Annotated in this window: 12 protein-coding genes and 1 other annotated feature; all 12 genes read right to left on the reverse strand. The window is 38.3% G+C overall.

All coding sequences use genetic code 11. The annotated features are described in order from the left end of the window. Positions 1–2 precede the first annotated feature (2 nt). Entirely contained in the window at positions 3–515 is a 513-nt protein-coding gene (gene ilvN, locus FG383_RS04765) for an acetolactate synthase small subunit (protein WP_142605712.1), read from the reverse strand. Beyond that, positions 512–2233, reverse strand: coding sequence for an acetolactate synthase large subunit (gene ilvB / locus FG383_RS04770; RefSeq protein WP_246096862.1), 1722 nt, complete (start codon positions 2231–2233; stop codon positions 512–514). Before ilvB ends, ilvN begins: the two co-directional genes overlap by 4 nt. A gap of 126 nt (positions 2234–2359) precedes the next feature. Next, positions 2360–2618, reverse strand: a binding site (T-box leader). Between the two features lie 3 nt (positions 2619–2621). Continuing rightward, positions 2622–4289 (reverse strand): dihydroxy-acid dehydratase, encoded by a 1668-nt coding sequence (gene ilvD / locus FG383_RS04775; RefSeq protein ID WP_142605714.1) that lies wholly within the window; start codon positions 4287–4289, stop codon positions 2622–2624. Between the two features lie 431 nt (positions 4290–4720). Next, a complete protein-coding gene (locus FG383_RS04780) occupies positions 4721–5152 on the reverse strand; it encodes a hypothetical protein (protein WP_142605715.1) in 432 nt (143 codons plus the stop codon). Between the two features lie 356 nt (positions 5153–5508). After that, complete coding sequence (locus FG383_RS04785; RefSeq protein ID WP_142605716.1) at positions 5509–7191, reverse strand: methyl-accepting chemotaxis protein; 1683 nt, start codon at positions 7189–7191, stop codon at positions 5509–5511. Between the two features lie 147 nt (positions 7192–7338). Then, positions 7339–9027, reverse strand: a complete 1689-nt coding sequence (locus FG383_RS04790; RefSeq protein ID WP_142605717.1) for a methyl-accepting chemotaxis protein — start codon at positions 9025–9027, stop codon at positions 7339–7341. Positions 9028–9046: 19 nt separating this feature from the next. After that, a complete protein-coding gene (locus tag FG383_RS04795) occupies positions 9047–9811 on the reverse strand; it encodes a C40 family peptidase (RefSeq protein WP_142605718.1) in 765 nt (254 codons plus the stop codon). Between the two features lie 142 nt (positions 9812–9953). Beyond that, positions 9954–10340, reverse strand: a complete 387-nt coding sequence (locus FG383_RS04800) for a DUF8042 domain-containing protein (RefSeq protein ID WP_142605719.1) — start codon at positions 10338–10340, stop codon at positions 9954–9956. Between the two features lie 57 nt (positions 10341–10397). Then, entirely contained in the window at positions 10398–10751 is a 354-nt protein-coding gene (gene fliT / locus FG383_RS04805; RefSeq protein ID WP_142605720.1) for a flagellar protein FliT, read from the reverse strand. Beyond that, the gene (gene fliS, locus FG383_RS04810; RefSeq protein ID WP_142605721.1) at positions 10748–11149 is read right to left on the reverse strand and encodes a flagellar export chaperone FliS; all 402 of its coding nucleotides are present in this window, start codon (positions 11147–11149) and stop codon (positions 10748–10750) included. Before fliS ends, fliT begins: the two co-directional genes overlap by 4 nt. 40 nt (positions 11150–11189) lie before the next feature. After that, positions 11190–12704 (reverse strand): flagellar hook-associated protein 2, encoded by a 1515-nt coding sequence (locus FG383_RS04815; protein WP_142605722.1) that lies wholly within the window; start codon positions 12702–12704, stop codon positions 11190–11192. A gap of 15 nt (positions 12705–12719) precedes the next feature. Next, positions 12720–13094, reverse strand: coding sequence for a flagellar protein FlaG (gene flaG, locus FG383_RS04820; protein WP_142605723.1), 375 nt, complete (start codon positions 13092–13094; stop codon positions 12720–12722). Between the last annotated feature and the right edge of the window lie 74 nt (positions 13095–13168).

Here is a 13168-nt window from a genome sequence, read left to right on the forward strand (position 1 = left end):
GCTCACAAAATAGATAATTGTGGTGTATGAACCTTTTGAGTTTCACGAACAAATGCTGTAACACCTGTTCTTGTTAAATCTTTAATACCGTATGGCTTGAGCAAATCGATGAATGCATCAATTTTTTCTGGGTTACCTGTCACTTGAAACGTCACGACATTTTTACCTGTGTCAATGGTAGCTGCTCGGAATGGTTCCACAATGCTATTGATCTCAGACCTTACTGCGGGTGGTGCGACAACTTTCACGAGTGCGAGCTCCCGAACGACAATCGATTTTTCGGTAATGTCATTCACTTTTAGTACATCCACTTGCTTTTGAAGCTGTTTTAACAGTTGTTCTAGTTTTTGTTCGTCCTCTACATTTACGACGAATGTCATTTTAGAAATTTGCGGTTGTTCGGTATGACCTACTGTGATACTTTCGATATTGAACTGACGTTTCATGAGAAGGCCAGTTACGCGGTTTAAAACGCCGCTTTGGTTAATAACGGTTACGGTAATTATGCGTTTCATTCTGGCTTCACTCCAATCATTTCGTGTAGTCCTCTACCAGGAGCAACCATCGGGAATACCGATTCTTTTTGAACAACTCGACAATCGATTAGTACAGGTTCATCGGATGCTAGCGCTTCTTTTAATTGAACCTTTGCATCTTCATACGTTTCGATTTTATACCCTTTCAAATCGTAAGCTGCCGCAAGTTTCACAAAATCCGGTTGAACAGGAATTAAGGACTGTGAGTAACGCTCTCCGTGGAACGTTTCTTGCCACTGACGAACCATCCCAAGTGCTTGGTTGTTTAAAATGATTACTTTTACTGGAATACGCATTTCTTGTAACAGCGACAGTTCCTGTAGAGTCATTTGGAATCCAGCGTCTCCAACGATTGAAACTACTTTTGCATCTGGTTTTGCAAGCTGTGCCCCAATTGCTGCTGGGAAACCAAAGCCCATTGTTCCAAGTCCACCTGAAGTTACCCAGTTATGTGGAGAGTTAAATTTATAATATTGTGCTGCCCACATTTGGTGTTGCCCTACATCTGTTGTAACAACTGCATCCCCATTTGTATACTCGTGAATGAGTTCTACCACTTGTTGTGGAAGAAGTCCTCGTTCTTCACTTGCTTGATAATGTAGGGGATATTCTGCTTGGTTCACCTTCAAACTTTCTAACCATGCTGCAGTGTTGCCATTTGGAGCGTTTTGTCCTAATAGTGCTTGTAAAGCTTCTTTCGCATCCGCTACGATCGGAATTTCGGTTGGTACATTTTTTCCGATTTCGGCAGGATCTATATCGATATGAATTACTTTTGCATTTGGAGCAAAGTAATTTAAGTTTCCTGTTAAACGGTCATCAAATCTTGCACCAACGTTGATTAGTAGATCACAAGTTTGAATGGCCATATTCGCTGTATACGTTCCGTGCATTCCAGCCATTCCTAGAAATAATGGATGATCTCCTTCGATACTTCCTAGTCCTAGAAGGGTATTGGTTACAGGAATTTGATACTTCTCTGCAAACTCTTCTAGTAGATCGGATGCTTTAGCAAATAATACGCCTGCTCCAGCAAGAATGAGCGGTTGTTTTGCAGTTGAAATTGCTTGTGCCGCTTTTTGAATTTGTAAAAAGTTCGGTGTTGTCGTTGGTTGATAACCTGGAAGATTAACTTCATCCGTTGCATCTTCACTTGTTACAAAAATACTTGTTGCCATATTTTTAGGAATATCTACGACGACTGGGCCTGGACGACCTGTGGAAGCAATATGAAAAGCTTCATTTACGATTCTTGGTAAATCTGCTACATCTTTTACTTGATAATTATGTTTTGTAATTGGCTGTGTAATACCGATTATGTCTGCTTCTTGAAAAGCATCTGTTCCAATGACAGTAGTTGCAACTTGCCCTGTGAAAACAACGAGTGGAATCGAATCCATCATCGCATCAGCAATTCCTGTTACGACATTTGTTGCACCTGGACCAGAAGTTGCAATAACTACTCCTACTTTTCCAGATACACGAGCATATCCTTCTGCTGCGTGAATCGCACCTTGCTCATGACGAGCTAAAATATGTCTAATCGGGTTTTTATGAAGTGCATCATAAATCGGTAATACGGCTCCACCTGGATAACCAAAAACTATTTCTACTTGATGCTTTTTCAATGTTTCAATTAAAACATCTGCACCATCCAATTGTTTGGGAGCTTCCGTGGTTGCGGGCTCTTCATACATTTGTGCTGTTTCTTCAACAGTCATCTTCATCATAATTTCCTCCTTTTGATCAAATCGTCCAGTTAAAACAAGTTATATAAAAAATGAAAAGAATTTCAACCCACACAAAGAAACATAGTTCATTTGTATAGGGATGAAATTCTTTTCATGGTACCACCCTAGTTCATAGCGCAACCGCTACCTCGCAGACAACCGACAAATAGCCGACCGTCCATTTTTAACGAGAGTAGTTAAGTCTTACTACACCCGGAAGTATCTAATAGGTTTCCCATTCAACACTTCACTCCGAGGGGATGTCGCTAAAGGTTGTATTGCCGGTTCCCAGCTACACCGGCTCTCTGTAAATACAAGATCCCTTTAACTTTTGCCTCATCATAGATTTCTAATATTAGATTTTCATAACTCCACCTGTACTTGCAGATGTTACTAGTTTTGAATATCTTGCTAAATAACCTTTTTTAATCTTTGGTTCAAATGGTTGCAGTTTCGCTTTTCTTTTTGCTAATTCTTCTTCGCTAACTTGCAATTCTATCGTTCTATTAGTCAAGTCAATCACGATAATATCGTCATTTTCGACTAACGCGATCGGTCCACCATCAGCTGCTTCTGGAGAAATATGTCCAATGGAAATTCCTCTAGATGCACCTGAGAATCTCCCGTCTGTAATAAGTGCCACTTTCGTTCCTAGTCCGCGACCTTGAATCGCTGAAGTTGGAGCAAGCATTTCCGGCATTCCCGGTCCACCTCTAGGGCCTTCGTAGCGAATAACGACTACATGACCTTCTTGAACAGTACCGTTGTCGATTGCTTCTTGAGAAGCTTCTTGTGAATCAAACACAATTGCTTTCCCAGTAAACTCTTTTATAGAAGGATCTACTGCGCCGACTTTAATAACTCCACCCTCTGGAGCAATATTTCCGAATAAGACGGATAAGCCACCTACAGGACTATATGGATTTTCTTTTCGACGTATGACTTGATCATTCTTAATCTCTGAATCTTTTACGTTTTCATAGAGTGTTTTCCCTGTAATCGTCATACGATCCGGGTGAACAGCTCCTGGAATTTCGCAAAGTTCTTTTATAATGGCACTAACTCCTCCTGCTAGATGTACATCATGCATAGAGTAATCAGAAGCTGGCATAATTTTCGATAAATAAGGAACACGTTTTGCTACTTCGTTAATTTCTCTTACGTCATATTCGATTTCTGCTTCATGTGCGATAGCTAATGTATGAAGTACTGTGTTTGTAGAACCACCCATTGCCATATCGAGCGCGAATGCATCGTCGATTGTTTCTTTTGTGATTAAATCTCTTGGCTTCACATCTTCTTTAACCATTCGAACAAGATGTTTTGCAGCTTCTTTAATAAGTCGGTGACGTTCGTCTGATGTTGCAATAATCGTCCCGTTACCAGGTGGTGTCACACCAAGCATTTCCATTAGTGAGTTCATCGAGTTCGCTGTGAACATCCCTGAACAAGAACCACATGTTGGACATGCATTTTGTTCAATGTCTAGTAGTTGTTCCGCTGTCATTCCACCTGATTTATAAGAACCAACACCTTCAAAAACTGAGGTTAAGGAAAGTTGTTTCCCGTCAGCTGAAGTTCCAGCTTCCATCGGTCCACCTGAAACGAAAACAGATGGGACATTCGTTCTTACTGCTGCCATTAACATTCCTGGAGTAATTTTGTCACAGTTAGGAATGTAAAACACTCCGTCGAACCAGTGTGCGTTAATAACTGTTTCCGCTGAGTCTGCAATAAGCTCACGACTCGGAAGTGAATATCTCATCCCGATGTGACCCATTGCAATTCCATCATCTACACCAATCGTGTTAAATTCAAATGGAATTCCGCCAGCTTCACGTATTGCCTCTTTAACGACCTCTGCAAATTTGTTTAAATGCATATGGCCAGGAATAATATCAATATAGGAGTTACATACGCCAATGAATGGTTTATCTAAATCTTTTGTTTTTACTCCAGTTGCATAGAGTAGACTTCGATGCGGTGCTCGATCGACACCTTTTTTTATCATGTCACTTCTCAATTCTAATCGCCCCTATACTTTCCGCCTCAACAGCGTTTAGCTTTGCAGCCTAGACTTTTAAAAGTCTTTTCTCTATGTGAATTTTCTCACAATATTTAATATATTGTAGCTATCATATCGCCTTTAAAATGCTGCGTCAACACCATTTTTTAAAATAATCTGTTAGTTTGGAATATTCGTTTATAATGTAATCGTTTTCATTCGCGATATATCGCATTTTACACGCTAGAAAAATAATTGTGAATTTTTTATTCAAAATAAAAACCTTCCTCACATAAGTGTGTGAGAAAGGTTATTTATGACAAGATATGGGCATTTATAAAAAGCGGATGGTTCTCCAAACAACAAGTGAGATGTAAACTTTTGTTATGTTTCTAGAAAATCAATTTTATATTTTTTCTTAAAAAAACTCTCTCTCGGGAAAAAAATGTTCACCATAAGTTTGGTTTTGCTACCATAAACCAAAGCATAATAAGTAGCAATAAAATATACATCCAAACTGAACGACGTAATTTTTGAATGAGTGTTTGTAAATCGATCATTTCATTTCGGTACAAGCGAATATTTGGCTTAAACGCTCGCGCTAAAAAAACGATTGAACTAACCATTACAACAATCGTCATAATGACCCACGACGTCGACCACGGCCAATTTCCTTGCCACATAAGCAAAATACCAGATCCAACAAGCACATGCCCAGCATGCTTCACAATGCGAATAGCCGCCTGGAACACCTCTAAATATGAATCTAGCACCTCTCTATTTTGGAGTTTCATCCTATTTAATATGGGAAAGAGTACAAAGAACGGACCAATAGACAAAATCGCGCTTAAAACGTGTATAAATACTATAAATGCATACATAAAATCATCACCTATGTATAGTATACGATATTGTGTGTGAGTAGGTTGTGTCTAAGTTGAGGAAGATTTTTTGGGGTGGGAATCGTAGGGTGGAATCGCTGAATCACAAGATAGAACCTCCAAATCGCAAGATAGACTCGCTGAATTGCAAAATCAAGGCTTAGAATCGCAAAATAGACACTTCTAATCGCAAGATCTACTAGAATAGCAAGATAGACTCGCTAAATCGCAAGATCAAGGCTTAGAATCGCAAAATAGACACTTCTAATCGCAAAGTACCCCCTCCATATCACAACTTCCTATTCTCCCACAGAAAAAGCGACTCCAATTTCCCGGAGTCGCTACTAGATTATTGATTAAATTTTAAAATGGCTTACTTCAGCTTGGAGTGTTTCTGCTAAATCTGCTAAAGTTTGCGCATTGGCTGTGATTTCTTCATTTGCGGCAAGCTGTTCTTCTGTTGCTGCACTTGTATCGTTTGCACCATCTGCAGCGATGGATGCTAAATGTTGAACTTGTTGTACACTTTCTGTTACAGATTCAGTCATCGCATGAATTTGTTCAATCGCCGCGGACACGGATCCCACTTTAAACACGACTTCGCCTACACCGTTTTCAATTTCTTTGAATACTTGGATGGACTCCGTTGTTTTCGCCAGGCCATCTTCTACTTTTGCTCCGCCAGTTGTAATTGCTTTGACTGCCTCACCAGATGCAGACTGGATTAATTGAACCATCGAACCAATTTCGGACGCAGAGTTTTTCGATTGCTCTGCTAGTTTACGTACTTCTTCTGCTACTACGGCGAAACCTTTGCCGTATTCTCCAGCACGCGCTGCTTCAATTGCCGCATTTAAGGCAAGGAGATTCGTTTGCTCCGAAATATCTGTAATAAGGGAAGTAATCGATTGAATTGCATCGGAATGCTTCGCCATACTTTTCATAATTTCTGTTGTTTCATTAAACGTCGTATGTATAGTATCCATTTGACTTGCAACGTCCGATACAACAGACGCTCCTTTTGTTACAAGATCTTGTACACTATCCGTCGATTGAAGCATCTCTTCGTTGTTTTGCGCGATTTGTCCGATACCTTGTTGTAATTCGACGATAGAATTCACAGAAGAATCCATATGGCTCATTTGTTCTTCACTTGCGAGCATTTGGCTTTCTGCTGATTTTGCGACCATTTGAGTAGATGCTAAACTCTCTTCAGAACTAGCAGAAAGTTCTTCCGCGTTTGCTGCAAGCTGCATCGACGAGTCTCGAACGTTCGAAACAATATTTCGAAGATCAGTAGCCATTTTATTAAAAGCAGTCGCCATCTCTCCGACTTCATCTTTATTTTTTATCTTAATAGATTCCACTGCTAAGTTGCCATCTGCAATTTCTGCAAGTCCTGCAGTCATTTTTTGAATCGGTTTAGTAATACTTTTACTAATGAAATAAGAAACAAGGGCACCTAGAATGACACTCAATATAGTGAGAATAACCGTAATCTTATTTGCTAATTGTACATAAGCACCTAAATCTGCTTTTGTATTATCCACATTCTGTTGTTCTACTTCCTTTAATTCTGCTAAAATAGCTAAAACTTCCGTGTTTAGCTCATAAGAAGTGGCGGAGTATTGAGCAAAGTTCCCATTCTTTTGTTTCAGTTCTATTACTTTATTATTCGAATCAACTAATTTTACCGTTTGCGTTTGAAGATCTTCCATTAACTTTATAGACGCCGGATCAGATAACTTTTCGATAAGCGCTCCTGCAGCAACAGATCCTCTTTCCATTTCTTTTTCTAAGTTTTCAATGGCGGTATTTTTTCCGAACATAACATACTCTAATACAGCGGTTGCCATATCTTTTTGAATAAACTCAATCTCTGTAACAAGGTTCACTTTTTCTATGTCATCTTCAATGATGTCTTTGTATTTTTTTGTAATGTCAACTGTTGCAAAGATAGATAACCCACTTGCAAGTATTAATAATACTAATACGGATGAAAACCCAGCCCACATTTTCCTAGTAATTGTATATTTCATGTTATAGCTCCTTTTTCCTATTTTTTATAAATATTATACTTCTATAGTAACCACTACATTATACATTGGTGAAGGTATTTTGTCATATTTTGTGAATATAAAAATGGCTTTAAATCGTATAGAACGATTTAAAGCCATGCATGTACATTATGAAAGTTTAAAATGACTTACGTTGTTTTGAAGTACTTCTGCAAGATCCGCTAAGGCCTGAGCATTGGATGTAATTTCTTCATTTGCAGCAAGCTGTTGTTCGGTAGCGGCACTTGTATCATTTGCCCCATCCGCTGCATGTGTAGCTAGACGCTGCACTTCATGCGCACCTTCCGAAACAGATTCAGCCATCGCTTGAATTTGCTCGATTGCTGCAGAAACAGAGTCAATTTTGGAACCAACTACGCCAACTGCCGATTCGATTTCCGTATACACATGAAGCGATTCAGTCGTTTTCGCAAGACCCTCTTCTACTTTATCTCCGCCCACCGTGATAGCTTTCACCGCGTCCCCAGAAGCCGTTTGAATCATTTCTACCATTTTTTCAATTTCAGAGGCTGAGTTTTTCGATTGCTCTGCAAGTTTTCGCACTTCTTCTGCTACAACAGCGAAGCCTTTTCCGTACTCTCCAGCTCGTGCCGCTTCAATTGCAGCATTTAACGCAAGCAAATTCGTTTGCTCCGAAATATCCGTGATGAGGGCGGTAACAGTCTGAATCTCGCTTGAATGCTTGGCCATGTTTCGCATGATAACCGTTGTATCTTTAAAGGTTGTATGAATCGTGTTCATTTGACTTGCGACATCCGCCACCACATCCGAACCTTTTTTCACGAGTTTTGTCACATCGTCCGCAGCCTGTAACATTTCTTCATTATCAACAGAAATTTGACCAATTCCTTGTGCCAGTTCACCCATCGATTGCATCGAAGCGTCCATATGACGAACTTGTTGTTCACTGGTAGCCATTTGCTCTTCCGCAGATTTCGCAACCATTTGAGAAGAAGCAAGACTTTCCTCCGAACTGGCAGAAAGTTCTTCCGCATTCGCCGCAAGCTGCATGGAAGAATCACGTACGTTTGAAACAATCTGTCTGAGATCTGCTGACATCGTATTAAAAGCAGTCGCCATTGCCCCGACCTCATCTTTATTTTTAATACGAATAGGCTCAACCGCTAAGTTCCCAACCGCAATTTCTGACAGTCCGGCCGTAACCTTTTTAACCGGATTCGCAATACTTTTGCTGATGAAATACGCGACGATAATACCAAGAAGAATACTCACAGCAACTAAAATGATAATGAACATTTTAGCCCCTGCTTCATAAGCTGTCAGATCTTCTCTAGTCTTATCCATATCATTTTGCAAAAATTGTTCGATTTCTCCAAGTACTTCAATCAATCCAGCATTCATTATTTTCGCTTCATTTGTCAAATTATTAATTGCTGTATCTTTCTGTTGCTTCGCGGCAATCGCTTCATCGATTTTCAACGAAAACGCTTGTGATTTTCTGTCCAGATCATCCATCATCGCAATTGTTTCCGGAGAAAATAACTTACCTCGAAGTTCTTCTGATAAACTCTTTGCAGTTTCTATGTGTACCGTTACATTTTTTCTAGAGGCATCTGTATTAGTCAATACATAATCCAATATACTACGTGCTACGTCTTTTTGCGCAATCTCAATCTCCTTCACAAGATTAACCTTTGCCGCCCGATCATCCAATAAAAACTGATATTTATTACTTACATTAGACAATGTCATAAATGCTAAAACGGAGATTACAAATAAAAGAAGTAAAACAGCAGAAAAACCTAACCACATCTTTTTCGCGATTGTCATTTTCATAAGAAATCCCCTTCATCTATTATTTTTCCACACTCACCGCATGAAATCGGTTAAACGATACAAAATGTTCCTTCCAATAAACATTACTTAACTTTGTGATTTCCACACCTTTTGAGCCTGCATGAATAAATTGATCATCGCCTATGTAAATGCCCATATGTGAAATGCCTTCTTTATATGTATTCTCAAAAAATACTAAATCTCCTACAACTGGATCAGATACAGTTGCACTTTGTGTGAAGTAGCTTTCACTACTTTGGCGCGTCATATTCAATCCAGCTTGCATATGTACAAAATGAATAAATCCACTACAATCAAATCCAGCGATCGTATTGCCTGCATATAGATATGGAGTACCTTCTAATAGTTTTGCAAAATCTACTAACGTATTGTACACAGCTTGTCCACTTGCAGAAAGTGCTTTTGCTTCCACTGCTACAGGTGTAGGAGATGTTATGAGCGTTTCTGCCATCACTTGCACGGGTTGCACAATCTTGTCTGTTTTTGGTTGCGTTACAGGTTTCGCGGTTGCTACTGGTGTTGTCACTTTAGTTGGAGCTTTGGCTGTTTTTGGTTTTTGTACAACCAACTTCTGCTTCACATAAATACTATCTTTCGTCAGCTTATTCCATGTTTGCAGGTCTTTTACGGCAACTTTATTTGCTTTAGCAATCTTCGATAAAGTATCCCCTTTTTTTACTTCGTACAGAGTATTAGAGCTTGCAGTTGCTGTTGATGCAAATGTAAATAATAGAACTGATACTAATAGCACTTTCTTCAACATAAAATCTCTCCTTCTATTAGACTAGTAATTTTATCATAGCATTTATTTATTATTATCTCACTAATAATTTTGTAAATTTATTGCCTGGGAAATATATTGACAAAAGCTCCAAGAACAATAACCTTCTTGGAGCCGTCTTTTATTATTGCATTGCACGTTCTATAAGTAATGGATGAATGGTTTGATACCACTGCTTATACGCCGGATATAAAAATTGTTGTACAATTTCTTGTTTTTCTTGCGACTTTTCAAATAAACCATCCATTTTTTCTGCAGCTAATAAAACATCTTCGAATGCTTTTACAGCATCAATCATAGATGAATCTTTTTGAAATATTTCGGATAAATCTGGATTAACTTCTGCAATTTGTAGGAACGCAGCAAAAATATCACCGAGTACAAGATCCCCTTCTGTCTTGGAATAATCTTGAAAACTAGCAATGACATACTGAAATCCTTCCTCAATGGATTCAAGCATTTCACGATATTGTTGGACTAAATGGAGATGTTCTTCGGTTAATGTAGTCATGATGTGAACTCCTTCTAAAAATCCGGCAAAAGCATATGCTTCATACCGGATTAACTTTTACTTTCTCTTATCGTAAAATGTACCGTCTCGGTATACTTGGTTATAAGGGTCCATATAGGCATTAACGGACACCTTTTTCTTTTGCTGCTCGGATATATCTAGACGGATATCTTTCAGATAGACGTTGAGCTTCACTTGGAGTATCTTTTCTAAAGGAAGCAATTCTTGTCCGAACGCTTGCTCTTCATCGGTAAACGGGGCTTGAATAGCCGCTTGCAATTCATCCCGTTTTGTCAACAGTTTATCGACTTGTTCAATGACCGCATCTCGCTTATCCTCTTCTCGCACATCCAAAATACTAGTCAAAAGTTCTGTAACCTTTTTCCAGTCTTTTAAACTATCCCGAATCATACTTCACCCGGTTGACCGTATTGTTTTTGGCGATTAATTTGAATCACTTGTTTCCACGTATCACGGAATTCTGTTGTATATCCAATCACTTCATCCACTTTAGCTGAATCATTTTGTATATTAGCCTCTACTAAACGATTAATCATATATTCATATAAGGAAGCCATCGATTCAGAAACAGGAACAGACATATCAAGCGTAATCATTAGCTCCCGTATAATATTTTGTGCCTTTTGGATATTTGTATTTTTCAATTCGATATCTTTTGTTTCAATACCTTTTTTTGCTTGATTCAAAAACTTCAAGCAGCCATTATACAACATAAGTGTCAATTCACCAGGTGTCGATTGGTTTACACTATTTTGTTGATAGGCTTTATATGGGTTATTTATAGCCATGCTAACACTCCTCTATTTAAAACGCTTTTTCACTTATTTATTATTGTCCTCCACCGAATGCATTCATCAAATAGGAGGATTGGTTATTTGCTCGAAGAATGGCAGTTTCCATGGCAGAGAATTGTTTATAGTAACGAGTTTCTATCATTTGAAGACGGTCTTCAAATCGTGAAATCTGATCATCATAACCTTTTAATGTACGTCCAAGTGAAAATGTAGTATTTACTGCAGTATCCGTACCCGCCTTTTCAATGACTTTTTTACGTGTCTCGTCTAAAGTGGCTACTAATCTTCTTGCCAACCCTTTATCTGAATTCGTAGGACCGTCCGCGGCAAAAAGCTCATAAACTTGATTGGGATCATCTGAAATTGCTTTACGTAATTTCGTTTCATCAATCACTAATTTACCGTTTTCCATGTAGTTGCTAGAAGTAGTAATACCGATTTCACTTAATCGGTCAGCACCAATAACTCCACCAACTGCTGCATTTAATGCAGAACGCATTTGGCTTAATGCACTAGAAATGACACTATCATTTCGAAGTGTCCCACTTTTCGCTTTTTCTTCCCAAAGCTCGATTTCTTTTTCCTTCATATCTGCTTTTTGTTCAGTAGAAAGAGGTTGGAAATCACGATATTTTGTTTCACGAATCTCACTGTTTAGATTTTCTATTAATTTATTATATTCATCTACGAATTTAACTACCGATGCAAGAATCTTATCTGTGTCAGGAGCAGAACTAAAAGTAATGTCTACATTACTTGCCTTTTTCAAAGTCACTTCGAAACCATTGATTTGGAAAGTATTTGATTGTCGTTGTGTTTCTAAACCGTTGAAAGTAAATTTTGCATTTTTGCCATCTGTTCCTCTTGATTCTGATGCTGCTTTAACATTGTTGCTATCCATCATCATAAAATATTTTGCAAAATCTCCACTAAATTCAATTTCATTAGCACTATTTTGAGCACTACCACTATTTTTCGCAGTAATCGCTATCTTTCCTGTAAAGCTATCAAAAATAGCCGTGACACCTGAATTCTTATTGATATCATCCAAAATACTTTGCATAGTAGAGTTTTCATCTATTTTCACATCATAGCCTTTTGTATCTAACGTTCCATCTTCTTTGATTGCTTTAATATTGAAGGTTGTTGGGACATTTATCGTTGGCTTTATTTCTTTTAAAGTTTTTTTCAAATCTGCTTCTGAATTGAGCACACGACCTGAACTTTGCATTGTAGCGGCCTCAGCTAACTGTTCAACTTTAATTTTACCAGTAAAATCACTGGTTGAATTCACGTTTCTTACACTTATATCGTCAGGTGCTGAGCTAGTCACTGTTTTTTGAATATATGTTGATTGACGTAACATTGAATCACTTGTTAGATTACGAAAATCAAACAGTTTTTTATTTGCTGCTCTGTAATCATCCCGTTGCCATTCCATGTACTGCTTCTTTTGCATAATCTTATCTAAAGGAATACGTTGCGCATTCATTAATTCCTTAATCATTGTATCCGTATCCATACCACTTGCTAATCCTGTAATACGCATGAAATCACCAACCCTTTATATTTTCTTATCTACAAAAAGACCCATAAAATCCTGCATTGCTGCGTACATATCCAACATTTTCTTCGATGGTATTTCTCGAACTACTTCATCTGTTTTGGAGTCTATTAATGTCACATAATATGTGTTTAACTCTTCATGATACTTGAAACGTAACTCTGTATTAGTCGTTTCTAAAAACTTGTTCATGCTATCAGTCATTTTCTTTGCTTTTTCAGCGGGTAATTGCCCTTGTTCAGTGCTTTCAGTTAATAATTTTTCACTTTCAGCATTGCTAATAATAGGAGTTATAGATTCAACAGAACTTTCAACACTAGTTGTTTTTGAAATTGTATTGTAGTCTATAGTAGATTCACCAATTCGATTCACCATACGGATCATGCCCCCTTGTATTATACATCCCTTATGGGTTATATCGGCTAGTGGGTTTCAAAATTAAGGAGTAA

Source organism: Psychrobacillus soli, from assembly GCF_006861775.1.
GTDB lineage: Bacteria > Bacillota > Bacilli > Bacillales_A > Planococcaceae > Psychrobacillus > Psychrobacillus soli.